Genomic DNA, 26,856 nt, shown 5'->3' on the forward strand with positions numbered 1-26,856 from the left:
TGGCAATGAAGCGCAGTCTTTGTATAATTGAAAACAGCGAAAGCCATTTTGCTCGCTTATAAAATATATTGTATTTGACTTTACTCAGCAACAGACTCAGAACCTAATCCCATCCCTTAAAAGGCATGGCAATGAAGCGCGGCCTTTATATAATTTCGGCTGCCAGTGAAAATTTTTATTTGTTAATTCTATCAACAACCATTTTGAAGGAAAATGAATAACCACAGACGTTGAACTGTATTTTGTTCTTTTTGATATTTGTACCTTGGAATTTCCGAACAACGGCCTAGTGTTTGCGCGCAATAGTATAATCTACCAGGTCACGCAGCGCTTTTTTATATACGGAATCCTGAAATTCTTCTAAAAATCCGTAAGCTTCTTCTCTGAAATTTTCCATTACCGTGCGTGTGTATTCAATGCCCCCGGACTCACGCACAAACTGCAGCACTTCTTTTACCTTTGCCGATTTATGCGTTTGATTTTTGATAATAAACATGATCCGTTTTTTCTCCAGCCAGCTTGCCTTATTCAAGGCATAAATCAATGGAAGCGTCATCTTGCGTTCTTTAATGTCGATACCTACCGGTTTACCGATCATTTCAGATGTTTCATAATCAAACAGATCATCTTTCACCTGAAACGCCATGCCGATTTTTTCCCCGAACATTTTTGCACGCTCTACCAATGCTTCATCTGCACCGGTAGAAGAAACACCTACAGCACAGCAGGAGGCAATCAGCGAAGCGGTCTTCTGACGGATAATTTCAAAATAGATCTCTTCGTTAATATTCAGGTTACGGGCTTTTTCAATCTGCAGCAACTCACCTTCACTCATTTCACGTACCGCATTGGATACAATTTTCAGCAGATGGAAATCGCCGTGATTGATTGATAACAAAAGACCTTTTGATAACAGATAATCGCCTACCAAAACAGCGATCTTATTTTTCCAGAGTGCGTTAATAGAGAACATTCCGCGACGGTAATCTGAATCATCTACCACATCGTCGTGCACAAGCGTTGCTGTATGCAATAATTCGATGAGCGCGGCGCCGCGTTGTGTTGAGTCGTTTACATTCCCTGCCAGATGAGCGGATAAAAATACAAACATTGGCCGCATTTGCTTGCCGTTGCGCTTTACGATATACGACATAATCTTATCCAACAGCATCACTTTGGATTTCATTGAATCACGGAACTTCTTTTCGAAGTCCTTCATGTCGTCTTTCACAACATTTCTTATATCATCTAAGCGTATTTCAGACATGGGAGAATTAAAGTACGAATATAGGCAATTTAAGGAATTGTACTTGCAGGATACAATTATTTCATATTGATAAACTGTAACGCTACCCCTACATCCTTGGAGCGCAAAAGAGCAATAATCTCCTGCAGGTCATCAATCTTTTTACCTGTAACACGAATTAAATCATCCATTTGCGCAGGTGTTACCTTTGAGCCCGAGTCTTTAATAATCTTGATTATTTTTTTGCAGCTTTCTTTATCGATACCATTCTTTACAGGCAGCTCACGCTTTACCATAGGTCCGGAAGCATATTCTTCCTTTGACATATCCAATGCTTTGGCATCAATTCCCTGCTTTGCCATACGTGTAATGACAATATCCACGATGGCATTCATACGCATGCTGTTCTCGGTTGTAACCTTGATGATCGATGCTTTTTTGTCCAGATCTATTTCCGTTTTTGAATCACGGAAATCATACCGCGTTGTGATCTCCTTGCGGGCTACATTTAAGGCATTATCAAGGGTTTGCGGATCAACTTTACTTACGATATCAAAAGAAGGCATATATGTTCTATTTTATTAACTATCAGACACTATTGAAAGAACGAAGTTAGACATTTAAGATTTGTTAACAAATACTAAAACTTTGATATCGCATCCACGTTAGAAAACTTATTAACAAGACAACAAAATCATGTAATTCGTTATCCATAATTTCGACGGAACTGGTATATTCAAAACAGAAATACGTATGGTTCCAACAATTTAACAGTTTACAAATGCACTAACGATTTCGTATCGTTTAAACGTTTTTGATTTTATGGCTAAGGAAAAAAAGAGCAGGGACACACAGAAGAAAATCTTCGTGTTGGACACATCCGTGATTATCTACGATCACAATGCAGTTAAGAATTTTGAAGAGCATGATTTAGCTATCCCCATTACTGTACTGGAAGAACTGGACAATTTTAAAAAGGGTAACGACATCAAAAACTTTGAAGCAAGAGAATTTACACGCTTTCTGGATGAGCTGGCTGCTGACAGTGCAAGTCTGCAGGACTGGATACAGCTTGAGGGCCGTGATAAAGGAAAGCTGAAAGTTATCATGAATACGCATGGTACCAAAGAAACAGATGCTGAAAAGATTTTTGATGACCGCAAAAACGATCACAAAATCTTAAATGCGGCTATTTCTGTGCAGGCAGAAAATCCAGATAAAAAAGTAATTCTAGTAAGTAAAGATATTAACCTGCGCCTTAAGGCAAAGTCTCTGAATATCCCTTCGGAAGATTATAATACAGGTAAAGTAAAAGATATTGATCTGTTGTATACAGGCCACACAACGATTGAAAATGTGGCGCCTGAAAAGATCAATGAACTGTATGAAAAAGGCTATTGTGATATAGATGCTATTCCGGAGCAGGATGTTTCCAAAAACCATTACTACATATTAAAAAGCGTCAAAAGTTCGGCTTTAGCGTATTATAATCCCGTAGATAAACGTCTGGAACATGTAGGTAAAACACCTGCTTACGGCATTAAACCGCGTAATGCAGAGCAGGCGTTCGCGATCCACGCCGTGCTTGACCCGCATATTAAGCTGGTTTCTATACAAGGGGTTGCCGGTACAGGTAAAACACTTATTGCCTTGGCTGCAACGCTGGAACAGCGTAAAGATTTCAAACAGATCTTCCTGGCAAGACCAATTGTGCCGTTGAGTAACAAAGATATCGGTTACTTACCCGGCGATATCAAGTCAAAGTTGAATCCGTACATGGAACCCTTGTTTGATAACCTGAAATTTATTCAGAATCAATTCAATGAAACCGATCAGGATTACCAGCGGATTACCGACATGGTGAATAAGGAAAAGCTTGTTATTACACCGCTTGCTTATATCAGGGGCCGAAGCTTATCCAACATTGTATTCATTGTGGATGAAGCACAGAATCTTACCCCGCATGAAGTAAAAACAATTATTTCACGTGCGGGTGAAAACTGCAAGATCATCTTTACCGGTGATATTTTCCAGATTGATACACCTTATCTTGATTCAGAATCAAATGGTCTCTCCTATTTAATTGACCGTTTGAAAAATCAGGACCTGTATGCACACATAACACTTGAAAAAGGTGAACGTTCGGAGCTGGCCAACCTGGCAAACGAATTGTTATAACGTTTACCCTATTTAAAAATAAATCCGGCCCATGGTTTCAACCATGGGCTTTTTTTATCTGATCATACCACGATTGAAATCATTGATACCCACGATTGAAATCACCCACGATTGAAATCGTGGGCTGGGGTGTACAAAATCGGGGTTGGAAAGCGCATGCTTTTTTGTAGTTTTGTGTATTCATTTACTTATACTATTCCTCTCAAAAATGGAAGCAGATAACCGTCCTTTCCTGAAACGATTAAAATATACCTTACTATTCTGGCTGGTAAAAACCTTGATTTTTGTTACCGAAAAATTACCCCGGCCGGTTGTATATTTTGTATACGGGGGGTTAGGAAGACTGGCCTATTACTTTGCCGGTGAACCAAGACGCAGAGCAATTAAAAATTTAACGATTGTTTTTGGCAAAGAAAAAACGCAGGAAGAGATAAAAGCCATTACAAAAAAAATGTTTATGAACTTAGGAAAAAACCTGGCAACTGTAATGCGGGTATTCCCAATGGAAAATTTAGATCAGTTCTATAAACAGGTAAGGATAATCGGCAAAGAAAATCTGGATGAAGCGTATGCAAAAGGCAAAGGAGTTGTATTACTTACAGCACATATCGGAGCCTTTGAAATTTTAGGAACGTTTATCGGTTTAAATTATAAATCGATTATGGTAGGTACAAAATTAAAAGATCCGCGGCTGGATGATTTAATTGTGCGTTCACGTTCTAAAGGCGGAAGCAAATACGTGCACCGCGGTGAAAACACCTTACAGCTTATGCGCAGCCTGAAAGAAGGCCGTGTCATGATTATATTAATTGATCAGGATACAAAAGTTAAAAGCCGCTTTGTTGATTTTATGGGCGTACCGGCAGCAACGCCTGTTGGCGCTACCATGATCGCACTTAAATCGGGTGCAGACATTGTACCTGTAATAGTTCAAATGGACGAACACGACAATCAAACCATCACCTGCATGCCTGCGCTGGAAGTAACCAGAAGCGGAGATCCGGAACAGGATTTATTGGATAATACCTTACGTATGAATCAGGCAGTTGATGCATTTATCCGAAAAGATCCTTCACAATGGGTCTGGATGCACGAACGTTTTAAAACAAAGCCTGGTGAAGAAATACAATAACCTGTAGTTTAACTCATCATTACATTGAAAATCTGAACCGGAAAAATCGGTTCAGATTTTTTTTGTGTTTTTTATTATTCAGTTTATATAGATAAAAAAAATACACACCGTTGATACATGCATTTTACATGCGCATCAATGATTATTTTTTATAGCTGTAAAATATGCTGTATATCCCTTTATTACTGATCATGCAGAAATACATATTACATTTCCTGTTCAACATCTTCCTTAAAATAATACCATTAAGCCTATCAAAATATGATTCAATTTCAAAAAACAGATTCAGCAAATTGTATCGTATTGATTTATAGAATTTCAATGAACATATCTGCGATTTGTATAAAAAAATCATTTTTTCATGTAACGAATAAAAATTACTCTACTGTAGATTTGAATCATAAACTAAACAAATCACAAAAATGAAAAAACAATTCTTACTACCGGCTGTATTATTAGTAGGCTTCGCAACAACTATTACTTCGTGTAAAAAAGATAATGATGATGCTGTAACTCCTTCAAAACAGGCATGTTCAGTAGAGTATATATTGAATGGAAATGATTCTTTAAAAGTTTCATATGATTCACAGGAAAGAATTTCAAAAGAAGAAGTATTCTCTAAATCATCCGGAAACTCTCAGGCGTATGTGACATATGACTATTCATCCGGTAAAATAGTTGAGAAAACTTATCAGGGTGGTGATATCCAATCTGAAGTTAATTATCATTTAAATGCAAACGACAATGTAGAATACTCTGTAGCATTTGATAAAGATGCATCAGGTAACAATGATTTTGACAATGCAGATACTACCTGGTACCTATACGATTCTGACAGACATGTTACAAGAACTATTACACATGATCGAACTGATTTTATTATAACGCAAGGATTATCAAAAGACACTTCATGGTTCACATATAGTGGAGGCAATCTAACTAAAGAAGAACGTAAGATAGGTACTGCTGCTACGACAACAACTTATTACACATACGGTAACAATGACGCTACAAGCGAATTCCTTGTGCCTATGCCGGGAGATGCTTCTATCAGAAATATCTATGGCAAGACAAGTCAAAAACTTCCAATTGCAAAGACATCAGACGGAACAACAGTAACATATGGTTATACATTTAATTCAGAAGGTTATGTAACCCGTGTTGATGAAACTACTTCAGGTGCTAATAACAGAACAGATATTTATTACAACTGCAAGTAATTCTAACTGCAACTTATAAAACAAAAAAGGATCGTCCGTTGGGCGATCCTTTTTTGTTTATTGATTTTTGTTTTTATCTCTCACCGGAATCCATATTTCTTCTTCTGAGTCAGGATCATCTTTTTTATACGTTTCACCTAACACTTCAAAATGCGGACGTATATCTAATTCGTAAGGAGAGGCTGGTAACCACGTACCAAGTATGTATTGAAAAACAGCGGCGGCATTCCGGGCATCTCCTTTGTATAAAAAAACCACATATAATCCTGCCGGCAATTCAATGTATTCCATGCCTTCCGGAATAGCTTCCATAGAAGTAACTTCTATGGAAGCACACTTATCAAAGTGTGCACGTGGATTAAACGCACTAAAAAAGCCAGCTGCATAGAATTGTATCGAATATAAATCCGTTCCGGCTGTATGCGTTACTTCGTGTTTTCTTGACATGAAATTCTTCCAGAGTATACCTGTTTTATTATCAGCAAAAGACATAGACATACGCATGCCTATGAGTTTCTTTGGAGAAAGAATTTCAATTCTTGATTCCATTTATTTTTATGCGCTCCTCTTTTTTATAAAAAAGGATTCAAATACCGCATTTGATAAGGAATAAACTAAACTGAATAAAAATGAATGCCAGAACGTGTCAATGAAAAAACCATCGATAAAATAATCTGCAAGCATAACCATACATGTATTTATCACCAGCAGAAAAAAACCCAGCGTAAACAACGTTATCGGAATGGTTAATATGGTTAATAACGGTTTGACAAAGATATTCAGCAAACCAATAACAGCAACAAATAAGATAGCGGAACGTACATTTTGTACTTCAACAAACCAGAACAGATAGGTGCACGCAAGTACAACAGCTACGCTAAAGGCTAATTTTAAAAGTGTTTGTAACATTTTATAGTATTTAATGTGTACTCAAAAATACAAAACGTTTTTGTTTTGAAGAATACAGAAACTATTTTTAATTTGATGTATCTACTTTACCAAACAGAAAATTCAATCCAAGTCTTGCATTAAAATATTTAACGGAGTATGGATCAAAAAGTCCTACGAGATTATCACATGTCAGATAAAACTGTGCAGGGCCGCCACGTACTACAAACCCGCCGCCTATGTTGAAATAGTTATCGGCCATGATAGAATAATTAACTGTTGCCTGAAGTGTTTTACCAATTTGCTGAACAGCACCTACGGTAAACGCCGGCCGGATAGCGTGATAAATATCGGTTGCAAAAGAAGCATACACAATTGTATTTTCTTTAATGCTATAATTACCGCTGATGTAAATTGTTGGTGAAAGCCATGATGTATATGCTTTCGAATCTTCTTTCGGTTTAAATACAGCTTCAAGTGTGTCAAGTACATTTTGCCAGTCTGCATCCATTACATCAGCACTGTCGCGCATCAGATAACCGGTTGATGTGTAGTCACCATTTACGCGGTAATTCTTTACCTGTCCCTTCCAGTGGATAAAACCAATATTATTGACATTACATGCGATGGAAAGTTTTTCAGAAAGTTTATAGCGTGCGCCCAGATCTGCTGCTAAACCTAAATTTTTCAATCCGAGAAAATTAGACGCATTAAAGCTTTCACTTCCTGCAACGCCTGAGGTTAGCAAAGTAAATTCGGATTGCCCTGAAACAGACATTCCATCCGGAGCTGTATAGAGATTACTTTGAGATTCTTTGGTAGTAACATTTGCCATACCCATTAAAAACTTACCACGCACGCCTACCGTTAACTTATCGTTCACAGGTTTGGTTGCTGCCAATGCAAGTTCTCTGTAATAATTTGCACCTACACGAACACCATTCAGATCAGCTGTTTTGCCGGCATACGGAGCATTCCCATTCCAGACAAGATTCATCAGGTCTTTCGTATAATCAAAACGCTGCGTCCATACATCGCGTATACTAACCTGATAGTATGTTTTTTCTGTTTTAAACCGCATGCTGAAAATATCATAACTGCCGCCTGAATACAGGTGATTCATAGTTTTAAGTTTTGGTATTACCAGATTCGGATCTATGGTATTATTTTTAACCAGATTGTTATAGGTAAACGCAGAATTAAAGTAATACAACTGAAATGAGCCAATCAACGGCAATGAAACACTTGTCTTATATTGATCGGGCATGATCGTTACATCTGTATAGCCTGCCTGAGGCACCCACGTTAATGCAGGTAAGGTTGTTTCCTGTTGAGCGAACAGCGTTATGCCTGTGCAGACAAACAGAAACAGTATCGTTGTTATTTTTTTAAAAACTAACATTGGCTTTTACGTTTATACTAATGTTAGACTTAATTTTATAGGAAGAATAGATTTTGATCGGCACTGTTCCATTGTTGGCAGAACTGAAGAATGCATATATAACCGCTTTAGAAGAAGTTGAAACACGTTTATAACGGGCTTCATCAAATATTTCTTTAATGTGAACAGTAGTTGGTGTAGTTACTTTACCGTTCCCGTCAATGGAACCGGACGCAATAAAATGCGGCGTGGAAAATAATGAATCTACAATCATACCTGTATCATCCAGGAAATACATCTGAATATTCGTATTTAACGGAAAACCATTTACCAGCGCCAGGTTAAATGCAGCAGAAAGAACGGTAACATCATTTCCATCTACTTTTATATCCGGATAACTGATATCTTCAATGGTATCCAGCAATACAAATTGCGTGATTTTTCCTTCCAATGGAATTTCTGCTTCGCCTCGTATCCGTATCTTACTCGTATCAGTTACAAAATTTGTAGTAACACCGCCTGGGTTTATAATGCCTGACATTTTATAGATTACCTGATCAGGAGCCGGGTTAAAAACGGTTTGTACATTCGAGTTTGTTTTATCCAGCTGAATAGTGGTTGTTTTAGTCTGGCCAATTTCAGATACTGCAGGATAATTGATCGGGATATTTGTATTAATGATTGAACCTGTAATATTGGTTTGGCCTGTAATGTTGGAATACGTTTCTAATTGATTCATCTTAACAGAAGATGCTGCACTAATGGAATTGTATATGATTGCACGTACTTTAGGATCTGTAAAATAAACATTCCCTGCATAGGCATTATCAAAAATTTCAATCTTAAGTGTGTCTTCCGGCATATTAATATCATAGTGTCCGATATAACCATCTGCATATTGATATTGAATACCTGTTAAACCGGTTTGTACATCCAGTTTTTGCGTTGCATTAATCGGACTGCCTGCTTTATACGTAACTGTTAATGCGGCTGTATAGGTTAGTGTATTTACTTTGGTATTGTTTTCAGACAAATCGATTGAATAACCGGAAAGATCAATGGTGTTATTAGATACAACAGGCGAACTACCGTTGTAATTCAGCGCAACTGTTTTTGTTAACGCGACATTATTTTTTTTAATGTATGGAAACGTTATAACTAATTGAATATCGTGCCTGAAAGTAGATGAAAGATTTAATGGAATAGAACCGGATTTTATTGTCAGGTGTTTTAACTGCTCGCCGTTCTCCGCATCAAGAGTGTTGGACTGGGTAAAAGAATGTGTAATAGTAGTATTAACCGGCAAGGATGCAATTTCTCCTCCAGTAAGAGAAACAGACTGATTGAAAGCCAAATCATCAATTTTTAAAAAGTCAGTTATATATGCTTCATATACATCCTGGTAGTATACAAACGTATAAAAACCATTCGCATCTTCGGTGATGTACAGCTTTTTCTTCGTTGGATCAATAATATCTTTCAGGCTTAGTTCAGCATCTATAAGCGGATACAAATATTCAGGACTGGCATTCGCTAGTTTTAGTTCATCAAATTTCTTCTTATAACAGCTTGTTAATAAAAGCAGACATGCCGCGGGAAGTAAAAAATATGACAAAAATATTTTAGGTTGAAGTTTCAATTCGGTATAAAATTAAATTGTTCTTCTAAATTTAATCTATTTTTTTGTATATTGAATTGAACAATTCATATTATTTATAGTATTATGAGAAAACTCATTATTCTTTCCATTTTAGGCAGTTTTCTGTCTATAGGCTGTCTGGGTAACACACCATCTCCGGGAAAACCTAAAAAATCGACTACCGAAAAGCGTATTAAGAAACAGCAAAAACATAGAAAAAAACACGAGTGTCCGCAATTGGATTGCTAAGCTGTCTTGTATTATACTAAACCTTCCATTTCTTTTAATTCAAAAAGAGAAATGGAAGGTTTAATTTTTTATACGTTTTAACACACGTATGCATTCTTCTGTCTAACCAGACTTCAATTATTTTCCTAAACACCGAAAAACATTCCTTTATTTTTTAAGAACATGCCGAGCCAAAGTATTGTAATGAAAAGTGCTGAAACAGGAGGTTGTGCACCGGATATTTCTAAACTTAATGCAGCGGCAAAATAACAGCTGGCCAATAAGAAACCAATCTTATGCGTTTCAGGATACAACAGCAGTGCACCGATAAGTATGGATCCAAGTCCCAGCACCTGCATGTATGAACCAAAGCCAGCTTCTGTAAGAAACTGTACAACTGTTTCAGGTTCAGTATGAGTCAGCTTCATGATTCCTCCCGTAAGTAATACCAGTGCCGGTATGGCAATCAGTATAGTAGAAATGATCCGTTTTCTTTTTTGTACCATAATTATTTTTTTAATCGCTATGTATGTTAAAACAAAAGTAACCATATTTGCTATACCACAGATAGTACTATCCTTTTAGATAGCGCTATACCAAAGGATAGTAACGTATTCACCACTTCATACCATCAATGCTATGTTAACAAGAGAAGGTTGTCCTAAAAATGTACTTGCTATTAAAGATGCATTGGAAGCACTGGAAGGCAAATGGAAGCTATTGATTATGCTTTCGCTCTCAACCGGAACAAAACGCTTCAAAGAAATCTCCAAAGACATCAATGGCATTACGGATAAAATGCTTTCGAAAGAATTGAAAATGCTGGAAGAAAATAAATTAATCAAAAGAGACGTCTTTGATACCTTTCCTCCTACTGTAGAATACTCTATTACCAAACATGGCAAATCCATCGAGAAAGTTTTAGATGCACTATATCTCTGGGGATTGGAGCACCGCAAACAAGTCATGCAAAAATAAAGCGTAATTATTTTTACTATTAAGTGCCGATACTTTTTATTTCAATACCCATTTACTGAATTAAGATACATGAAAAATCAATCGGGGTTACATAAAAAATAATTGCAGATATTTCGATATAATAACTCTGGATATATCTTCATAAAGTCGCGATTTTTATTATCTTTAATAAGGAATACTTTCAATCCATTTATCTGGCATAAAATAAAAATAACATATGAATATCAATCGGAGCAGCGGCGTTATTTTACACATCTCTTCTTTATATAATACATTTGGCGTTGGAGATTTCGGACCTTCAGCATATAGGTTCGCAGATTACTTGGCAACAACGGGTATCCGTTACTGGCAAACACTTCCGTTAAACTATACAGACGGCGGACGCGGCTTTTCACCCTACAGCTGTTTATCAGCATTTGCAGGCAATCCAATGTTTATAAGCCCGGAATTACTGTTAGAAGATGGTTTACTGGAAACAACGGATTTACTGGAACACACCTTTGAGGAAAATATTGTTGAGTTTGACAAAGTATTTGCATATAAAATGTCTTTACTTAACAAAGCATTTGAGCGTTTTGAAAAAACAGAACAACCAGATTTCAAATCCTTCTGCAAAAAGCAGGCTTACTGGCTGGATGATTTCACCCTGTTTCTTTCGCTTAAGAATTTTTATCAAGGTGCCTGGTGGCTGGACTGGCCGGCTGAAATAAAAAACAGAGACACCCGGGCATTAAATAAAATTAAAAAAACACTTGAACATTCCATCGTAAAAGAAAAATTCATTCAGTATCTTTTTTTTAAACAGCTGGCGTTATTACGCACCTATGTAACTCAAAAAAATATACAATTCATAGGTGACATGCCTTTCTATGTAAGCCATGACAGTGCTGATGTATGGAAACATCCTGAATTATTTAAATTATTTAAAGACGGACGTCCTGCTAAAGTAGCGGGTGTGCCGCCGGATATGTTTTCTGAAACAGGCCAATTATGGGGGATGCCGATTTTCAATTGGTCGGCGTTGAAAAAAACGGGATACGACTGGTGGATCAAACGCATTACGCACACCTTACTCATGTGTGATATTATCCGATTAGATCACTTCCGTGCGTTCTCTGCTTACTATGAAATCTCTGCTACCGAACACACTGCCGCAAATGGCAAATGGGTAAAAGCACCGGGCAATGATCTGTTTAAAAAAATTCAGCAGATACATGCCGATATGCCTTTCATTGCAGAAGATTTAGGAGAAATTGATCAGCCGGTATGGGATCTGATGAAAAAATTTGATCTGCCAGGAATGAAACTTCTGCAGTTTGCATTCTTTGATGATGCGCCTACCAGTATTCACAATCCGCATAACTATGTTCCGCATTGCATTTCCTATACGGGCACGCACGACAATAATACGCTACAAGGCTGGTGGAAAGAAGAAGTATCGGATAAAGGCAAGAGTATGATTTCCGTGTATTTCAATAAAACCATAGACGAAAGTAATCTGAACAAAGAATTTATCCGGAAAGCAATTTCTTCCGTGGCAGTGATTGCTGTATGGCCCATGCAGGATATGCTTGGCCTCGGCGCTGAAGCAAAAATGAATCGCCCGGGCAGCCTGCATGATAACTGGAAATGGCGCTTACATTCTCAGGCTCCGTTAACAGAAGAACTGGCAAAAGAAATTCATAACCAGCTGTATTTATTTAACCGCTTACACTAAAATAAAAGAGCAGAAGTAACATGTACTTCTGCTCTTTTATTTTCTACTCAACGGTTAGTTGCAGTGCATCTGCAAGTATTTTTAATTTTAATGTTCAAGAATTTTTACCAGTACTTTTTCTGTCGGTGTAATGATTGCATCGGAATTACAATCCATTTCAATTTCCTGAATCTGCTTAATGTATTTTTCCAGTTTCCCGCTTTCATAATCAGCCAGGATCCCGGGATGAATATAATGTTTTTTACAAACACTGCGTGTATTCCCTAATTGATGTGCTACAATATCCATTGCTTCATTCATCAACCTTTTTACTTGTGTGTTATTTTCACCGTGACCCAGGTTTGAAAATGCCTGCAGGCATTTTACTGTTCCGGTCCAGGTACGGAAATCTTTGCTTGTAAAATCACCACCCGATATTTCACGTATGTAATCGTTTACATCTCCTGAATCAATGGAATGATTGTTTCCCTTTTCATCAAAGTACTGGAACAATTCCTTACCGGGAATGTCTTTACATTGAGAGACAATATGTGCCAGTTTTTTACTTTTCAAACTTATTTTATGGTAAACACCTTTTTTCCCTTTGAACGAAAATTGAACTTCCTGGCCCTGGATTTTAACATGCCTGTCTTTCATTGTTGATAAGCCATATGAACCATATAGTTTTTCATACATGCTATTCCCTACACGAATACTTGTAGACTCCATGATGCTTACAACAGCAGCAAGAACTTTATTTTTAGGAAACCCACGTTGGCATAGATCTTCTTTTATACGTGCTCTTATTTCAGGAAGCGCATGCGAGAAATCACGCAGCCTGCAATATTTTGTCTGATCGCGCAGATTAGACCATGCAGGGTGATAACGATATTGCTTTCTGTTTTTAGCATCAACACCTGTTACCTGAATGTGTCCGTTTTCATTTTGGCAAATCCATACATTTTCCCAGGCCGGCGGAATAACCAATTGGTTGATGCGTTGTAATATTTTTTTATCAGATATTTTTTTGTCTTTCAAATAATATGAAAATCTTCCATTATTTTTTTTCCGTGCAATACCTTCTTCTTTATCATTTACATATACAAGATTTGCTAATTTAGCACTCTCCTGGTAGTCCTTCACAGCTTTACGCATTTTGCTTCTTGGAACTATAAGTTTAGATACAGAAATAGATGTTTGAGAGATCGTCATAAAATCAAAATTTAAATTAACCATTAATAATTTCACCACCGTTTGGATGCAGGAATTGTCCTGTTATATAAGAAGCGTCTTCGCTTGCCAGAAACAGGTAAGAAGGTGCAACTTCCGAAGGTTCTCCTGCTCTGTGCATGGGTGCATTCAATCCGTGTTTGGCCACTCTGTCCTCTTCAAAAGAAGATGGAATCAACGGTGTCCAGATCGGGCCGGGTGCGACGCCATTTACACGAATGCCTTTGTCTACTAAACTCGATGATAAGCTGCGTGTAAAAGAAACAATTGCACCTTTTGTTGCTGCATAATCAATCAGATGCTTGCTACCACGATATGCCGTAACAGAAGAACTGTTTATGATAGAACTTCCGGCTTTCAAATGCGGCAATGCATACTTCGTAATCCAGAACATACTATACACATTGGTTTCAAATGTTGCGATCATTTTTTCAGTAACCAGTTCTGCCAGATCCTCACATTCGTAATGAATACCAGCATTATTCACAAGAATATCAATGCGTCCGAATGTCTCAATCACCTGATCAATCACCTTACTGCAAAAAGATTCGTTGCTTATGTCGCCCGGTAACAGCAAGCACTGTTTACTGTATTTAGCATTGATTATGCTTTGTGTTTCAAGCGCATCAGCATGTTCATTTAAATATACAATGGCAACATCGGCTCCTTCTTTAGCAAAAAGCAATGCAACAGCTTTACCAATTCCGCTATCACCTCCGGTAATCAAAGCGATTTTGTTTTTCAGTTTATTATTGCCCGGTGCATTATTTTCAGATTGAGGCCTTGGCTTCATATCCGTTTCTTTACCCGGCCTTTCCTGTTGCTGAGGTTCTCTAAGTATTTCTTCCGTTGCTGAATCCATTGTATCTTCCATAGTACAAGCTATTGACGCAGTTTTAAACAAATAAGAATTCTACTTCGTAGATATCTTCAAGTAGTAAATCGTTCATATTCTTTTATTTTTTTGTTGTTGATTTTTTCATGGCAGATTTCTTAGCCATTGACTTTTTAGCTGTGGGTTTCTTTATGGCTATTTTCTTCATAGCCGGCTTCTTCATCGCTGATTTTTCATTGGAGTCTTTTTCTCCACAGACTTTTTAGCAGAAACTTTTTTCTTCGGTGCTGCTTTTTTAGCCATTGCTTTTTTCATAGCAGGCTTTTTCGAAGCAGCTTTCTTAGCCGTTGATTTTTTTGCAGCCGATTTTTTAGCTACTGATTTCTTTACAGGTACTTTGGCTCCTTTTTCTCTTGCTTCAGATAAACCAATGGCCACTGCCTGTTTGGAATTCTTCACTTTATCTCCGCTGCCTCCTGATCTTAACGTACCTTTTTTCATACGATCCATTGCGCTTGCTACATACTCCTGTGCTTTTTTTGAATACTTTGCCATAATTATTAATTTCTTGTATAGCTGATTGAAAGATTTATTTTTAATGTCTATTTATTCGATTCTAAAACCTGAATCTCTGTTTTTTCTTTAACAATTGCCTGACGAAGCAGGAAATGCAAACTCATATATGTATTTGCAATCCATACCAACGCAAACCCTGCAATGATGTAACCTCTCCAATCATCCAGTAATAGTTTAAAGTCTGTTAAGATTAAAAATAAAATTGTAACGTAATGACTGAAACAATATTCACAGGTAAACAGATAAAAAAACTTTCTTACTACTAAAGGCTTACAGGTTTTGCTTTTTTCGACGCAGAAATTTCTTGGTTCCTTGAAAACTTCTTCATGTGTTACTGTCCAGGCTACGCAAGCAATTGGAAGTGCTAAAATAAACAGCCATAAAACTTCAAATAACAATTCTTCCATGCGTTTGCTTTAACTAAACTCAGTTGTACTTTTTCAATCATTTAATTATTTCAAAATTCAGGAATTTTAACATAGGTGTTTTTACAGGATTTTTTAAAAAACTTATATCATTTACATTTTTAAGCTGATTTTCAGGGTATGCATCCTTTTTATTCCCTTTCAAGTCATTTAGTGTATATATTCTGAAAATATTACTTAAAAACGTTTGCTGATAAAATTGTAACATTTATGTTTTTTTATGTAAGCACGTTATTAATAAAATAATCAAACTTGTATCATCTTAAACCAAATTTCAACGCGTTATGAACAGCATTAATAAAAACCAGCCGGAAAAAAATCATGAAGATTTAAAAAATAAAGATTCTATAGATAAAATCATTGAGTTGGCTTCTGATCAAACCTGCTTTCTTTGTACTACACAGGGTGCAAAAGGAAATGCCAGACCTATGGCTGTTCAAAAAGTAGATAAACAGGGAAATATCTGGTTTCTGAGTGCAAGTGACAGCAATCAGAATAAAGAAATTCAGGAAAACAGTTCTGTGAACTTATATTTTAAAGGAAACCAGCATTCTGATTTCATGCACCTATATGGTGAAGCAACTGTTTTAAGAGATGAAACAATAATTAAGGAATTATGGAATCCGGTATTAAAAACATGGTTTACAGAAGGAGAAAATGATCCTAGAATTACAATTATAAAATTCACTACTAAAGAAGGCTATTACTGGGATACAAAACACGGAAACTTTATTGCCGGAATTAAAATGCTTATTGGCGCTGCAACCGGACAAACATTAGATGATTCTATTGAAGGTTCATTACAAAACCAACCTGTGCATAACACGCATATTTCACACGGATAATTAAGTAATTAAAAGACCTTCGGGTCTGCTAAAGAATGAAGATCAGAATCCTTTTTCATGCATGTACCCTATTCTATTCAATCCTTTTTACGTTGAACGTTTATACTGCGCATGCACAAAGGGATTCTGCTTTTTTTGAAACAGGGGAAAAACATTTCCGAACGCTCTGCAGTTCCTGTCACAGTGCGCATCAGGAAATTTACGGTCCCATGCTGGGAAGTATTTCAAAGAAAAGAAAAGAAAGCTGGTTGATTCCGTTCATACGGAATTCACAGGAAGTGATCCGTTCCGGTGATGCATATGCGAAAGCCTTATTTGAAAAATTCGATCATCAGATCATGCCTCCTTTTGAACAGCTGTCAGATCAGGATATAAAAGCTATTTTATATTATCTTGAAATTGAATCGCTGCAACCACAGGAATATTTAAACGATGCTGCTATCCCTCCTACCAGCGATAGCAGTGTAATCCGGGGGAAACAGGAATTTCTGGATCATTGTTCCATGTGCCATTTCGTTCACAAAGAAAGTACATTTGCGCCAGCGCTTGGAAGTGTAACAAAAAGGCATTCGCGTGAATGGCTGATATCTTTTATACAAAATTCAGAAAAAAAAATAAATCAGGGAGATGCTTACGCTGTACATCTGTTCAACCAGTTTGACCAGCATGTTATGACAAACATGGATTTTTTACCTATAGAAGAAATCAACGCTATTTTAGATTACATCGAATTTGCATCCACGGTAGATGTAGCTTATAAAGGGAAACTAAATAACGTTGAATACAAAAAACAGGCAGCGGCTCAAATCAAAAAAGTATCTTCCCATTACACGATACAAACTTTGATTGTATTTACACTGGTGTTGCTGTCAGTTGTATTCATCTTGCTTTTACTAACCTTTTACATACAGGTACACGTATATTTAACAAATACGAAGAAATAAATTTAGTTTATACCAAATACGTTAACAGTAAACTTAAAATACGATTATGGAACATGTACAAATTTCCCGGTTGCTTCAGAATTTACTGATTACTGTTATTCTGGTTACTACAATGATATTTGCCAGTACCTGGTTAATACCGGTATCATGGGCATTTTTATTTGCCTGCCTGTTATATCCCGTTTGCATGTTCATTGAACGCAAAGGCCTGAACCGCACACTCACTTCTATGCTTGTAACATTGCTTTTTTGTGTGATCATGTTTTTTATCATGTACTTTCTGATCATGCAGGCATTGCTCATCATACAAACGAATGATAATGTGTTGCATAAAATTAAAGAAGGAATTGAATCCGTTATTTTACACATTCAATCTAAAACAGGATTAGAATTTTATCACCCGCATAGTTTAAAAGAAAGCCTTAGTACTATTTTCCAAAATGGCATGAGCGTTATCTCTACACAATTGAGCAGCGTTGGAACCAACGTTCTTACGATTGCGCTTACGCCGGTGTTTTTATTTTTCATTTTAAATTTAAGAGGACTTGTTAAAGCGTTCTATATAAAAAATTATAAAGGCAATGATCTTGAATCGATCCAGACGTTTATTACAAAGTCATTGACGTCCATGAAAAATTATTTATGGGGAACAATGATCCTCACGGCTGTAACAGCAGTCATGACTTACATCATCCTGATGTTATTCGGTGTAAAATCGGCCATCTTCTTCAGTGTTTTTCTCGCCATTTTAAATATCATTCCCTATCTGGGGAATTTAATTGCTTATATTGCCATTTTATCTTTCGTTTGGGTAACAAAAGAGTCTGTTTCAATTCTTATTTATATTACCATCTGTTTATATTTTTCAAACATGATTCAGGAAAATATTTTACGTCCAAAACTTGTTGGTGATAAAATGGAGATCAATGCATTTCTTGTACTGTCTGCGGTGATGTTAGGCGCAATCATCTGGGGAGTATCGGGTATGGTATTATTTGTACCGTTTTTAGGCATTGCAAAAGCATTGGTGGAAAGCAATCCGGAATGGAATAAATACGCGCTCCTTTTTGCTTCCGCAGATCATACAAAAAAAATTCCTTTTGCAAAATTGAAAGAAAAAATCGGCGCAAAGAAATCAAACGGTTCCACACCAGATGTATAACAGCATACGCGTACTATTACTAAAACGGCATGCCTATTCGGGTGTCCCCGTTCCTTCTGTCAATAATTTAAACAGGCTCCCTTTTATAAAATAGTCCCAGCCCTTTGCACAGTCGCCATAACATTCTATCGCCGGGTTTAAACCTTTGTGTGTAAAAAGCACTTCAGTGTGTTTTACATTTCTACTAATGTCAAACTGAATGGTTGTATCTGTCCATTCAGTTTTACGTTGAATAAACGTAAGGTGGCTATCCGTAACCATCCATGTCACTTTTTTATCCGGAATACATTCAATAAGCTTTTGTGTAGACACATGCATCCCGGGAAAATTTACGGTAAATACATCGTTAAGCTTTTCTGAATCACCTTGCAGATTTTTTGTCCACCAGGCAGTAACCCGGTTAATCTGTTTAAATACCTCTTGGGGCGAAGCCTGAACGGTAAGGCGTACGGTGTAATCCTGATTTTCCATATTTGTTGATTAGATTAGGTTTTATATAAAAAAACGGCCGTTAGTTCTTTGCCGAAAATCGTTCTTCGTCGGCAGTGGTTGGTTTGTTTTTACCATTCGGGTTTCCCTTACCGCTTTTTATAAGGTCTGGCAGGCTTTGACCGATGTATTGTCCCCAGGCATTAGAACAGATATCGTAACATTCAAATTCCGGATTAAGGCCGTAATGTGTAAAACGGATTTCTGTTTTATCACCTTTTGCAGAAATATCAAAACGGATTGTTGTACCTGTCCATTCGCTTTTGTCTTTGGTAAATTTAAAATAGTTGTATGTTACCAACCAAACAACCTTTTCATTCGGAATAAGTTCCTGCACCTTAATCTTTGCATAATGCACATCTTCGTACTGATAGATAAATGTTTCATTGCGCTTATCAGTATTGCCTTCAATTTCTTCGGACCACCAGCCACGTACATTACAAATGGCATCGAATACGTGTTTGGTAGTCTGGTCTACAGAGACAGTAAATGTTAAATCGGATGCTTCCACAGTGGTATAAATGTTTGATGTAAAATACTATTCATTCGGGTAACTAAAAGTACTGTCTTTAACCAATAAAAGCAGGGTGTTAAACAGACATTCTTAAGGGTTGATCTGGACATTACATTCTCCTATCTTTATACATACAAAATACGCAACCCATGAAGCAAGTAGTACTAGTTGTTCCTAAAGGGAATATAAATATGAGCAGCATTACAGGCTCGTTTGAAATTCTGTCGCGCGCTAATGCGTATTGGAAAAAGATGGGAAACAACGCGGTGTTTGAGATTTGTATTGCAGGGTATGAACCGGAACTCACGTTAGGCAGTGGTTTCTTTTCACTTCATCCGGTGGCTATAGCTTCTATAAAAAAAGCAGACCTGATCGTGATTCCTTCTCTATCCTACGATTATGAACAGGTACTTAAAGATAACAGCATACTGATTGACTGGATAAGAGAACAGTATAAAAATGGTGCAGAAGTTGCCAGTATCTGTACTGGTGCATTTTTACTGGCTGCAACAGGATTACTTGACGGTAAATCCTGTTCAACACATTGGAATGCTGCAAACGATTTCAGAAAGATGTTTCCGGATACCGATCTTCAGGTTGACAAACTGATTGTTGCTGAAAAAGGAATTTATACAAATGGCGGCGCTTATTCGTTTCTAAACCTGATTCTCTTTTTAGTTGAAAAATATTTCAATCGGGAAACAGCTATATATTGTTCAAAGGTTTTTCAAATTGAAATTGACCGTACTTCACAATCACCTTTCACTATTTTCCAGACACAGAAAAATCACGGCGATGCCATCATCAGCAGGGCACAAACGTATATAGAGGAACATGTAGGTGAAAAAATTTCGTTTGAAGAACTAGCTTCTCTGCTTGCCGTAAGCAGACGTAATTTCGACAGACGTTTTATTAAAGCAACCAACAATACACCGGTAGAATATTTGCAGCGTGTAAAAATAGAAGTGGCCAAAAATAGTCTGGAAAAGGGCCGCGCAACTGTTTCTGAAGTTATGTATGAAGTTGGTTATGCGGACGACAAAGCATTCAGAGAAGTATTTAAAAAGATCACCGGTATTTCTCCGCAGCAATATCGTGCAAAATATACCCGCGACCTTTTGTAATCGTATGACCCCATTCAGGAGACAGACATCTGTTATTTTTTCCGTCCGGTGAACCGGATCACAGAACCCGTGCCGTTATGGAACTGACCTTCGTTCAACTCAATTTCTTTTTCTTCCAGTTCCAGAATTTCATAATCCGGAAAGTCTGCTTTGATCTCTTCTATAGAAAATAACATATCAAATTCTTTCGGACCGCCTACCTGTTCATTCTTCGCCAGGTAGTCCAGATGTTTTTTGCTGAAAGCTTCAAAAATAATGTATCCGCCTGAGCGTACATAACTGCTGAGTATTCTGTGATAAGCTGATTTAACTGTTGCAGGAAAATGCGCGTAGATCAGCGCCAATGCATCAAATTGTCCGGCCGTGTAACCAAGTGTTTCAAGTTGTCCAACCTGATAAGCAATCGTCACTTGATTTTTTTCTGCCAGTTGAAATGCTTTCTTTTTCCCTTCGCTGCTGATATCAAATGCCTGAACATCCCACCCCAGGCAGGCTGCAAAAACAGCATTTCGTCCTTCTCCTTCTGCGGCAAACAGTATTGTTCCGGGTTGCAGATTTTCAAGCTGTGCTTTCAGATAATTATTCGGTTTTTCCCCGTACGCAAATATTTCGTTGCTGTATCGATCGTTCCACCGTTCCGTCCAGGAGTCACTCATTTCTATAGTGCAGATAGGTTAGGTTATCAGGAAATCGTGAATAAAAACTTCTTCTATTTTCCATTCAGATGCTTACTCATTTCGTCATGAAATGTCTTCTGCCAGTTTTCACCAAGCTTAGTAGTATATACCGCAAAGGTTGTATCATTGTGCTGCATGATTTCTTTGGCAACTGCTGGTGCATGTTTGTAACTCTGAAACGTACCTAAGCGGGTTGTAAACTGAATGTTGATCTTCAGCTTTTCTGCCGCCAGCAGATATGCACGCATCCGTTCATGCGCGCTGTTTATATCTTCACTTCCCCATCCGCTGACAGCTACAAGCCAAACCGGAAGTTCTTCATTATATACATATGGACCATCCGTTCGTATTTCCTGGTTGTTATGTTTCATTTTAAGCATGGATTATCTTATACAAAGTACATTGATTTAATATAGCTTCCAAAAGCGTATACATTTGAATTAATTTTAATATTATATTTTTAATTTTATACTTAAAAGTACCTATAATGGAATATAAAGCAGTATATTTGAATTTATATATTAATTATATTTATATAGGAATCAGTATCAGACACATTTCTTATTATACACAACTATGAAAAAATTCGTTACATTATTTTTAGCCTTGTTTTTTTACGTGACCTGTTTGCACGCGCAAAATTGCTGGAAATCTGTTTCCGTTGGGGACGGTTATACATTGGCGCTCAAAGAAGATGGTACGTTATGGGGCTGGGGATTAAATAATCAAGGACAGTTAGGTAACGGAACGTTAGTTAATAAAACTGTGCCTACACAAATCGGAACAGCAACGAACTGGTCACAGATTTCAGCGGCGCACAATTTCAGCACTGCGTTAAAAAATGACGGCACAATTTGGGCTTGGGGAGATAATACCTTCGGGCAGCTCGCAGATGGTACTACTACTAATAAAACAGCTCCCATTCAAATCGGTACAGCCACAAACTGGCAATCCGTATCAGCCGGATATAATCATATTGCAGCATTAGCCAGCGATGCAACGATATGGTTATGGGGTAATAATTATTCCGGACAGCTTGGAGACGGCACCAATACAGATAAAAAATCGCCGCTTCAGATTGGGACGAATGAATGGAAAGCAATACATGCCGGTTCAGGTTATACAATTGCCCTAAAAACAGATGGCACACTCTGGACATGGGGAAATAATACAAGCGGAAATTTAGGGAACGGTACGCTAGCAGATAGAAATACACCCGGTAAAATCGGAACCGCTGCGGACTGGCAAAAAATATATTCTGCTCCAATGGCTATGAAGGCTGACAGTCTGCTTTGGGGCTGGGGATATAATGGGTATGGTCAATTAGGAAATGGTCTAAACGGTTCATTAAATAACCTTAAAAACCCTGCTCAGATTGGAGCAAGCCATTGGAAAGAAGTTTCGCCAAGCGGTACACATACGTTGGGTATAAAAGGCAATGGTACACTTTGGGCATGGGGCTATAATGAAAATGGTAAATTAGGAGATGGTACACAAACAGATCGTTCGTTACCGACACAAATAGGAACAGACAGCGATTGGAAAATGGTAAATGCAAATTATTATCATACAATGGCTATTAAAACGGACGGGAGCCTTTGGGCCTGGGGTACAAATAGTAACGGGCAATTAGGGGATGGTACCAAAATATCCAAATCTTCTCCAACGCCTGTTGCATGCAGCGGTATTGCATTAAGCATTAATACCAGCTTGAATGAAACAGCTATAGAAGTATATCCAAACCCTTCACAGGGATTTTTTTTAATCACTGTTGATCCTGCTGCAACCGAACATGGAGTTGTACGTGTATTAAATATGACAGGAAATATTGTTCTTGAAAAACAATTCTCTGAAAAACAATTTGAGGTTGATCTTACAAACCAGCCGGAAGGCATATATTATATTCAGGTGCAAACAGACAATACACTACTGCATACAGGAAAAATAATAAAACGCCATTGATCTTATTCTTTGAATCGTCCTGAAATAGGTTGACAGATTTTAATACTAATCCCAGTTATCAAAAGTAACTGGGATTTTTGTTTAATGCACCATTTCTGGCGTTTTCATTTTTAATGATAAATGAGGTCTTACGTTATTATATAATTGTATTGCTTGCTCAGTAAGCTCTTTTGCTACTTGTCTGGTTATTATTTTTTGACCTAATCCAAATTCTTCTTTGAGCGTTCTATTCATCCTTTCAGCTAACGCATTTTCATAAGGGTCAGATTGTTCGGTCATACTTATGCTTACTCCATTGCTATTTGACAATGCTACATATTCTTTACTGCAATACTGAAGCCCTCTGTCAGAATGATGAATCAATTTTGAATCAGGATACTTTCTATTTTTCAATCCCATTTCAAACGCTTTTATCATGGATTCTGTATCCATAGAGTCTGCTATAGAGTAGCCCATTATTTTTCTGCTGTAGGCATCAGTGACCATATTTAAATAGCAGTTTCCTTCATCTGTTTTTATGTATGTGATGTCACTAACCCATACCTGCTCAGGTCTATGTATGATGAGCCCTTTCACTATATTGGGATATTTCCTGAGCCAATGCTTAGACATCGTTGTTTGAATATATCTGCGCCTGGGCTTAATAAGCATATCATAAAACCTTAATATTGAGAAGAGTTTATCCCGGCCAACTTTGAGTTCTGCCTGATCAATAAACGGCTTTATAATATGGTAAGTCTTTTTTCCTCCTAATCTAGGAAGCTGCTTTCTTTGTGTATCTACCAGTTGTTTGATAGCCTTTCTTCTGTCAATGAGTATCAACTCCTGCTTGAGCATTTTGTATAAATACTGACGACTATAACCTAACGTTGAAGCTATACCTTTTACTGTGATAAATCTTCTTTGTTCCCCTTCTCTTTGAAAGCGGCTTCTGAGAGGGGCAAATACTTTTTTCTGATTTCTGTATCAAACAGCTCATCTGCTATGTCAATAGCGGCATTGAGAATTTCTTTCTCGGCTTCCAGGCGTTTTAGTTTACGCTCCAGTTCTTTGATTTGCTTATTGGGGGCCTTCTTTTTCATCTGGTCAGATTCTTTCCAATCCAATCTACCATGTTTTCGTAACCAAGTCAATACGGTACTTCTTCCCTGGATACCATATTTCAATTGTGCCTGCTTGTAGGTTAAGTCCCCTTTTTCTACTTCATCTACTAATTGTAGTTTAAAGGCTAAACTGTAATCTTTTTGAGTCCGCTTTACATAAACTCTTTTTCCTGTCTTTTCCATAAGTTTGACTATTTTGTGTCAACTTATTTCAGGACGATACACTTTAAAAAATTTAAAAAAAAGCGGAATTAAAACATCCGCTTTTTTTATTAGTAATCTAACTGCTCATATGTAAATTATATAACTCATTATATAAATCATGTAAAATCCTTTTAGCGTTTTCCCGTAACTTTAGAAGTCATAATAATAAAATTCAATGCTTAAACCAACCGTTTTATGCATTGAAGCATTTGCCCGGAACTAATTAATATAATGGAAAAAGAAAAAGGATATAATCTAAGCATTAAGATCAACAACTTAGAAGTATCTTATAATGATGTAGGAGAAGGAACTATTCCGATTATTTTCATACACGGTTTTCCATTTGATAAAACAATGTGGCAGCGGCAGATGTATTTTTTAAAATCATCAAACCGGGTAATTGCATACGATCTAAAAGGATTTGGTGAATCAAAGGAACAGATCGCATCGCTGACCATAGAAATGTTTACCGAAGACCTGATTGCGTTCATGAATGCGCTGCACATTGACAAAGCGATTCTGTGCGGGCTTTCCATGGGAGGCTATATTGTACTGAATGCAGTAAAAAAGTATCCGGAACGTTTTGAGGCATTAATTTTAAGTGATACCCAATGTATCGCAGATACAGCTGAAGCAAAAGAAAAACGGTATAAAGCCATTGATGAAATAAATGAAAACGGTGTGCATGCGTTCAATGAAAAATTCATTAAAAGCATTTTTCATACGGATTCTCTGATCAAAAAAAAAGAAGTAATTGAAACGTTACGCATCAACATGCAATCTAATACCAGACGTTCCATGACACGTGTCTTGGCAGCTCTTGCGGAACGTACTGAAACCTGTTCCGAAATTCATAACATTCAAATTCCTACCCTTATTATCTGCGGCAGAGAAGATGCTGTAACACCGCTCTCACAATCTGAATCCATGCATGAAGCCATCAAAGGTTCTATGCTGCGCGTGATTGATAATGCCGGCCATGTATCCAATCTCGAACAACCACATACCTTCAATAAGCATTTGCAGGAATTCCTCTCTCCTTTCAGCATCAGTACCTCTAATTAACTCCCTAAACAATCTGAAAGCGCTACGTTGATTCACCAGTATCTGATTTTTCTTTACTGCTGCAGATTCAGCCATTACCGCGACCTGAAAATGTATAACGTATTCTATAAATCATGTAAGGGCTTTGCCTGTTTCAAACCGTATGTTTAAGAATAAGTTATATGTGCTTTATCAAAATGCATATGCACATATGAACATCACCATTTTAACCTAAACATACTATGGCAACGCACGGATATAATTTAACAGCTACTGTCAACAACATGAATGTTGCTTATGATGATCTGGGAGAAGGAACTACTCCGGTCATTTTTTTACATGGTTTCCCTTTCAACAGAACAATGTGGAAAGAACAGCTTGAGGCACTTCAATCAGAAACACGCGTTATTGCTTGTGACCTGAGGGGTTTTGGCAAATCTGAAGATGAAACTTCTTTTTTAAGCATCGACCAGTTTGCAGATGACCTGATCGGTTTTATGGATGCCTTGCGCATTGAGAAAGCCATCATCTGTGGGTTATCCATGGGCGGTTACATTGCGTTGAATGCTGTAAACAGATTTAAAAACCGTTTCGAAGCATTGATTTTATGCGATACGCAATGTTATTCGGATACTGCCGAAGCAAAACAAAAAAGATATGCCTCTATGGATGAAATTTCTACAAACGGTATAAGTGCTTTCAATGAACCTTTCCTGAAAAGTGTATGCGCTGCAAAAACGCTGGAAACAAAACCCGAAGTTATAGAAGCTTTGCGCGAGATGGTTTATTCAACCTCTGAACATAGCCTTACCATGGGTTTAACAGCGCTGGCTGAAAGACATGAAACCTGTTCAATCTTAAGTACCATTGATATGCCTGCGCTTATTATCTGTGGAAGTGAGGATGCAGTAACGCCTCCTGAAAAATCGGAATATCTGCACGAACAGATTTACGGATCGGTGCTGCGTATAATTGACGAAGCCGGACACGTATCTAATCTTGAACAACCGGAACTATTCAATACACACATCCTGCATTTTATTCATGCCTTAGATACCATTCATGTTGAAAAACAGGTCAGCATTAAGAAGTAAAATAAAATACCAACTAAAAAAAACAGTTCTTCCGGTAATCCG

30 protein-coding genes are annotated in these 26,856 nt (G+C 37.4%); 13 read left to right on the top strand and 17 right to left on the bottom strand.

All coding sequences use genetic code 11. The features are described 5' to 3' along the window. Positions 1 to 286 precede the first annotated feature (286 nt). Together CHU_RS11110 and CHU_RS11115 are read right to left on the bottom strand one after the other, a co-directional pair. Positions 287 to 1,267 (bottom strand): polyprenyl synthetase family protein, encoded by a 981-nt coding sequence (locus CHU_RS11110; protein ID WP_011585655.1) that lies wholly within the window; start codon positions 1,265 to 1,267, stop codon positions 287 to 289. 56 nt (positions 1,268 to 1,323) lie between these two features. Beyond that, the gene (locus tag CHU_RS11115; protein ID WP_011585656.1) at positions 1,324 to 1,812 is read right to left on the bottom strand and encodes a YajQ family cyclic di-GMP-binding protein; all 489 of its coding nucleotides are present in this window, start codon (positions 1,810 to 1,812) and stop codon (positions 1,324 to 1,326) included. Between the two features lie 256 nt (positions 1,813 to 2,068). On the opposite strand from CHU_RS11115, the gene CHU_RS11120 reads away from it, so the two are divergent. From CHU_RS11120 to CHU_RS11130, 3 genes are all read left to right on the top strand, one after another. After that, complete coding sequence (locus CHU_RS11120; RefSeq protein WP_011585657.1) at positions 2,069 to 3,424, top strand: PhoH family protein; 1,356 nt, start codon at positions 2,069 to 2,071, stop codon at positions 3,422 to 3,424. 208 nt (positions 3,425 to 3,632) lie between these two features. Then, the gene (locus CHU_RS11125) at positions 3,633 to 4,556 is read left to right on the top strand and encodes a lysophospholipid acyltransferase family protein (protein WP_011585658.1); all 924 of its coding nucleotides are present in this window, start codon (positions 3,633 to 3,635) and stop codon (positions 4,554 to 4,556) included. A 422-nt stretch (positions 4,557 to 4,978) separates the two neighbouring features. Then, positions 4,979 to 5,776 (top strand): hypothetical protein, encoded by a 798-nt coding sequence (locus tag CHU_RS11130; protein ID WP_011585660.1) that lies wholly within the window; start codon positions 4,979 to 4,981, stop codon positions 5,774 to 5,776. Between the two features lie 57 nt (positions 5,777 to 5,833). Here the strand turns inward: CHU_RS11130 and CHU_RS11135 are convergent, their stop codons facing one another. From CHU_RS11135 to CHU_RS11150, 4 genes are all read right to left on the bottom strand, one after another. After that, on the bottom strand, positions 5,834 to 6,325 hold the full coding sequence (locus CHU_RS11135; RefSeq protein WP_011585661.1) for a GyrI-like domain-containing protein: 492 nt from the start codon (positions 6,323 to 6,325) through the stop codon (positions 5,834 to 5,836). Positions 6,326 to 6,331: 6 nt separating this feature from the next. Beyond that, positions 6,332 to 6,685, bottom strand: a complete 354-nt coding sequence (locus CHU_RS11140) for a phage holin family protein (RefSeq protein ID WP_011585662.1) — start codon at positions 6,683 to 6,685, stop codon at positions 6,332 to 6,334. 67 nt (positions 6,686 to 6,752) lie between these two features. Continuing rightward, on the bottom strand, positions 6,753 to 8,066 hold the full coding sequence (locus CHU_RS11145) for a DUF5723 family protein (RefSeq protein ID WP_011585663.1): 1,314 nt from the start codon (positions 8,064 to 8,066) through the stop codon (positions 6,753 to 6,755). Further along, positions 8,053 to 9,660, bottom strand: a complete 1,608-nt coding sequence (locus tag CHU_RS11150; RefSeq protein ID WP_238379265.1) for a hypothetical protein — start codon at positions 9,658 to 9,660, stop codon at positions 8,053 to 8,055. Before CHU_RS11150 ends, CHU_RS11145 begins: the two co-directional genes overlap by 14 nt. A gap of 108 nt (positions 9,661 to 9,768) precedes the next feature. On the opposite strand from CHU_RS11150, the gene CHU_RS19585 reads away from it, so the two are divergent. After that, positions 9,769 to 9,933: a hypothetical protein gene (locus CHU_RS19585; protein WP_011585665.1), complete on the top strand. Its 165-nt coding sequence runs from the start codon at positions 9,769 to 9,771 to the stop codon at positions 9,931 to 9,933. A gap of 125 nt (positions 9,934 to 10,058) precedes the next feature. Here the strand turns inward: CHU_RS19585 and CHU_RS11155 are convergent, their stop codons facing one another. Then, entirely contained in the window at positions 10,059 to 10,418 is a 360-nt protein-coding gene (locus CHU_RS11155; protein WP_041932719.1) for a hypothetical protein, read from the bottom strand. A 133-nt stretch (positions 10,419 to 10,551) separates the two neighbouring features. Here CHU_RS11155 and CHU_RS11160 point away from each other — a divergent pair, with 133 nt between their 5' ends. Both CHU_RS11160 and malQ read left to right on the top strand, forming a co-directional pair. Further along, a complete protein-coding gene (locus tag CHU_RS11160; RefSeq protein WP_011585667.1) occupies positions 10,552 to 10,890 on the top strand; it encodes a winged helix-turn-helix transcriptional regulator in 339 nt (112 codons plus the stop codon). 217 nt (positions 10,891 to 11,107) lie between these two features. Further along, the gene (gene malQ / locus CHU_RS11165) at positions 11,108 to 12,607 is read left to right on the top strand and encodes a 4-alpha-glucanotransferase (RefSeq protein WP_011585668.1); all 1,500 of its coding nucleotides are present in this window, start codon (positions 11,108 to 11,110) and stop codon (positions 12,605 to 12,607) included. 87 nt (positions 12,608 to 12,694) lie between these two features. Here malQ and CHU_RS11170 read toward each other — a convergent pair whose 3' ends face one another. From CHU_RS11170 to CHU_RS11185, 4 genes are all read right to left on the bottom strand, one after another. After that, the gene (locus CHU_RS11170; protein ID WP_041932720.1) at positions 12,695 to 13,798 is read right to left on the bottom strand and encodes a DNA topoisomerase IB; all 1,104 of its coding nucleotides are present in this window, start codon (positions 13,796 to 13,798) and stop codon (positions 12,695 to 12,697) included. Between the two features lie 16 nt (positions 13,799 to 13,814). Further along, positions 13,815 to 14,690 (bottom strand): SDR family oxidoreductase, encoded by an 876-nt coding sequence (locus CHU_RS11175; protein ID WP_011585670.1) that lies wholly within the window; start codon positions 14,688 to 14,690, stop codon positions 13,815 to 13,817. A gap of 180 nt (positions 14,691 to 14,870) precedes the next feature. Next, a complete protein-coding gene (locus tag CHU_RS19730) occupies positions 14,871 to 15,206 on the bottom strand; it encodes a DUF6496 domain-containing protein (RefSeq protein ID WP_011585671.1) in 336 nt (111 codons plus the stop codon). Between the two features lie 47 nt (positions 15,207 to 15,253). Continuing rightward, positions 15,254 to 15,634: a hypothetical protein gene (locus tag CHU_RS11185; protein ID WP_011585672.1), complete on the bottom strand. Its 381-nt coding sequence runs from the start codon at positions 15,632 to 15,634 to the stop codon at positions 15,254 to 15,256. A gap of 302 nt (positions 15,635 to 15,936) precedes the next feature. On the opposite strand from CHU_RS11185, the gene CHU_RS11195 reads away from it, so the two are divergent. The 3 genes from CHU_RS11195 to CHU_RS11205 are packed head-to-tail and all read left to right on the top strand — an operon-like array spanning position 15,937 to position 18,603. Further along, entirely contained in the window at positions 15,937 to 16,497 is a 561-nt protein-coding gene (locus tag CHU_RS11195) for a pyridoxamine 5'-phosphate oxidase family protein (RefSeq protein ID WP_011585674.1), read from the top strand. Between the two features lie 35 nt (positions 16,498 to 16,532). Then, the gene (locus CHU_RS11200) at positions 16,533 to 17,441 is read left to right on the top strand and encodes a c-type cytochrome (RefSeq protein WP_011585675.1); all 909 of its coding nucleotides are present in this window, start codon (positions 16,533 to 16,535) and stop codon (positions 17,439 to 17,441) included. Between the two features lie 46 nt (positions 17,442 to 17,487). After that, positions 17,488 to 18,603, top strand: a complete 1,116-nt coding sequence (locus tag CHU_RS11205) for an AI-2E family transporter (protein WP_011585676.1) — start codon at positions 17,488 to 17,490, stop codon at positions 18,601 to 18,603. A 33-nt stretch (positions 18,604 to 18,636) separates the two neighbouring features. On the opposite strand, the gene CHU_RS11210 is transcribed toward CHU_RS11205, so the two are convergent. Continuing rightward, entirely contained in the window at positions 18,637 to 19,074 is a 438-nt protein-coding gene (locus CHU_RS11210; protein WP_011585677.1) for an ATPase, read from the bottom strand. A 40-nt stretch (positions 19,075 to 19,114) separates the two neighbouring features. Further along, the gene (locus tag CHU_RS11215; protein ID WP_011585678.1) at positions 19,115 to 19,603 is read right to left on the bottom strand and encodes an SRPBCC family protein; all 489 of its coding nucleotides are present in this window, start codon (positions 19,601 to 19,603) and stop codon (positions 19,115 to 19,117) included. 152 nt (positions 19,604 to 19,755) lie between these two features. On the opposite strand from CHU_RS11215, the gene CHU_RS11220 reads away from it, so the two are divergent. Continuing rightward, positions 19,756 to 20,730: a GlxA family transcriptional regulator gene (locus tag CHU_RS11220; protein ID WP_011585679.1), complete on the top strand. Its 975-nt coding sequence runs from the start codon at positions 19,756 to 19,758 to the stop codon at positions 20,728 to 20,730. A 32-nt stretch (positions 20,731 to 20,762) separates the two neighbouring features. On the opposite strand, the gene CHU_RS11225 is transcribed toward CHU_RS11220, so the two are convergent. Beyond that, complete coding sequence (locus tag CHU_RS11225) at positions 20,763 to 21,386, bottom strand: class I SAM-dependent methyltransferase (protein WP_011585680.1); 624 nt, start codon at positions 21,384 to 21,386, stop codon at positions 20,763 to 20,765. 53 nt (positions 21,387 to 21,439) lie between these two features. Next, positions 21,440 to 21,778, bottom strand: coding sequence for a hypothetical protein (locus CHU_RS11230; protein ID WP_011585681.1), 339 nt, complete (start codon positions 21,776 to 21,778; stop codon positions 21,440 to 21,442). A 205-nt stretch (positions 21,779 to 21,983) separates the two neighbouring features. Between CHU_RS11230 and CHU_RS11235 the strand changes: the two genes are divergently transcribed. After that, positions 21,984 to 23,369, top strand: a complete 1,386-nt coding sequence (locus tag CHU_RS11235; protein ID WP_011585682.1) for a T9SS type A sorting domain-containing protein — start codon at positions 21,984 to 21,986, stop codon at positions 23,367 to 23,369. Between the two features lie 81 nt (positions 23,370 to 23,450). Here the strand turns inward: CHU_RS11235 and CHU_RS11240 are convergent, their stop codons facing one another. Next, positions 23,451 to 24,263: an IS3 family transposase gene (locus CHU_RS11240; protein ID WP_148206040.1), complete on the bottom strand. Its 813-nt coding sequence runs from the start codon at positions 24,261 to 24,263 to the stop codon at positions 23,451 to 23,453. Continuing rightward, positions 24,254 to 24,655 carry an IS3 family transposase gene (locus CHU_RS19860; protein ID WP_011585551.1) on the bottom strand — a complete coding sequence of 134 codons (402 nt, stop codon included), beginning with the start codon at positions 24,653 to 24,655 and terminating at the stop codon, positions 24,254 to 24,256. Before CHU_RS19860 ends, CHU_RS11240 begins: the two co-directional genes overlap by 10 nt. A gap of 252 nt (positions 24,656 to 24,907) precedes the next feature. Here CHU_RS19860 and CHU_RS11250 point away from each other — a divergent pair, with 252 nt between their 5' ends. Together CHU_RS11250 and CHU_RS11255 are read left to right on the top strand one after the other, a co-directional pair. Continuing rightward, complete coding sequence (locus tag CHU_RS11250) at positions 24,908 to 25,741, top strand: alpha/beta fold hydrolase (protein ID WP_011585684.1); 834 nt, start codon at positions 24,908 to 24,910, stop codon at positions 25,739 to 25,741. 221 nt (positions 25,742 to 25,962) lie between these two features. Beyond that, positions 25,963 to 26,814, top strand: coding sequence for an alpha/beta fold hydrolase (locus CHU_RS11255; RefSeq protein WP_011585685.1), 852 nt, complete (start codon positions 25,963 to 25,965; stop codon positions 26,812 to 26,814). Positions 26,815 to 26,856 lie beyond the last annotated feature (42 nt).

Source organism: Cytophaga hutchinsonii ATCC 33406 (assembly GCF_000014145.1).
Taxonomy (GTDB): Bacteria; Bacteroidota; Bacteroidia; order Cytophagales; family Cytophagaceae; genus Cytophaga; species Cytophaga hutchinsonii.

What these genes read in the sequence shown, in the direction of transcription:
- CHU_RS11170 (WP_041932720.1), bottom strand. Translation starts at nt 13,798, where the DNA reads ATGACGATCTCTCAAACATCTATTTCTGTATCTAAACTTATAGTTCCA.
- CHU_RS11210 (WP_011585677.1), bottom strand. Translation starts at nt 19,074, where the DNA reads ATGGAAAATCAGGATTACACCGTACGCCTTACCGTTCAGGCTTCGCCC.
- CHU_RS11120 (WP_011585657.1), top strand. Translation starts at nt 2,069, where the DNA reads ATGGCTAAGGAAAAAAAGAGCAGGGACACACAGAAGAAAATCTTCGTG.
- CHU_RS11220 (WP_011585679.1), top strand. Translation starts at nt 19,756, where the DNA reads ATGAAGCAAGTAGTACTAGTTGTTCCTAAAGGGAATATAAATATGAGC.
- CHU_RS11225 (WP_011585680.1), bottom strand. Translation starts at nt 21,386, where the DNA reads ATGAGTGACTCCTGGACGGAACGGTGGAACGATCGATACAGCAACGAA.
- CHU_RS11205 (WP_011585676.1), top strand. Translation starts at nt 17,488, where the DNA reads ATGGAACATGTACAAATTTCCCGGTTGCTTCAGAATTTACTGATTACT.
- CHU_RS11185 (WP_011585672.1), bottom strand. Translation starts at nt 15,634, where the DNA reads ATGGAAGAATTGTTATTTGAAGTTTTATGGCTGTTTATTTTAGCACTT.
- CHU_RS19585 (WP_011585665.1), top strand. Translation starts at nt 9,769, where the DNA reads ATGAGAAAACTCATTATTCTTTCCATTTTAGGCAGTTTTCTGTCTATA.
- CHU_RS11230 (WP_011585681.1), bottom strand. Translation starts at nt 21,778, where the DNA reads ATGAAACATAACAACCAGGAAATACGAACGGATGGTCCATATGTATAT.
- CHU_RS11145 (WP_011585663.1), bottom strand. Translation starts at nt 8,066, where the DNA reads ATGTTAGTTTTTAAAAAAATAACAACGATACTGTTTCTGTTTGTCTGC.
- CHU_RS11250 (WP_011585684.1), top strand. Translation starts at nt 24,908, where the DNA reads ATGGAAAAAGAAAAAGGATATAATCTAAGCATTAAGATCAACAACTTA.
- CHU_RS11130 (WP_011585660.1), top strand. Translation starts at nt 4,979, where the DNA reads ATGAAAAAACAATTCTTACTACCGGCTGTATTATTAGTAGGCTTCGCA.
- CHU_RS11235 (WP_011585682.1), top strand. Translation starts at nt 21,984, where the DNA reads ATGAAAAAATTCGTTACATTATTTTTAGCCTTGTTTTTTTACGTGACC.
- CHU_RS11125 (WP_011585658.1), top strand. Translation starts at nt 3,633, where the DNA reads ATGGAAGCAGATAACCGTCCTTTCCTGAAACGATTAAAATATACCTTA.
- CHU_RS11160 (WP_011585667.1), top strand. Translation starts at nt 10,552, where the DNA reads ATGTTAACAAGAGAAGGTTGTCCTAAAAATGTACTTGCTATTAAAGAT.
- CHU_RS11255 (WP_011585685.1), top strand. Translation starts at nt 25,963, where the DNA reads ATGGCAACGCACGGATATAATTTAACAGCTACTGTCAACAACATGAAT.
- CHU_RS11135 (WP_011585661.1), bottom strand. Translation starts at nt 6,325, where the DNA reads ATGGAATCAAGAATTGAAATTCTTTCTCCAAAGAAACTCATAGGCATG.
- CHU_RS19730 (WP_011585671.1), bottom strand. Translation starts at nt 15,206, where the DNA reads ATGGCAAAGTATTCAAAAAAAGCACAGGAGTATGTAGCAAGCGCAATG.
- CHU_RS11110 (WP_011585655.1), bottom strand. Translation starts at nt 1,267, where the DNA reads ATGTCTGAAATACGCTTAGATGATATAAGAAATGTTGTGAAAGACGAC.
- CHU_RS11195 (WP_011585674.1), top strand. Translation starts at nt 15,937, where the DNA reads ATGAACAGCATTAATAAAAACCAGCCGGAAAAAAATCATGAAGATTTA.
- CHU_RS11200 (WP_011585675.1), top strand. Translation starts at nt 16,533, where the DNA reads ATGAAGATCAGAATCCTTTTTCATGCATGTACCCTATTCTATTCAATC.
- CHU_RS19860 (WP_011585551.1), bottom strand. Translation starts at nt 24,655, where the DNA reads ATGGAAAAGACAGGAAAAAGAGTTTATGTAAAGCGGACTCAAAAAGAT.
- CHU_RS11155 (WP_041932719.1), bottom strand. Translation starts at nt 10,418, where the DNA reads ATGGTACAAAAAAGAAAACGGATCATTTCTACTATACTGATTGCCATA.
- CHU_RS11140 (WP_011585662.1), bottom strand. Translation starts at nt 6,685, where the DNA reads ATGTTACAAACACTTTTAAAATTAGCCTTTAGCGTAGCTGTTGTACTT.
- CHU_RS11115 (WP_011585656.1), bottom strand. Translation starts at nt 1,812, where the DNA reads ATGCCTTCTTTTGATATCGTAAGTAAAGTTGATCCGCAAACCCTTGAT.
- malQ (WP_011585668.1), top strand. Translation starts at nt 11,108, where the DNA reads ATGAATATCAATCGGAGCAGCGGCGTTATTTTACACATCTCTTCTTTA.
- CHU_RS11175 (WP_011585670.1), bottom strand. Translation starts at nt 14,690, where the DNA reads ATGGAAGATACAATGGATTCAGCAACGGAAGAAATACTTAGAGAACCT.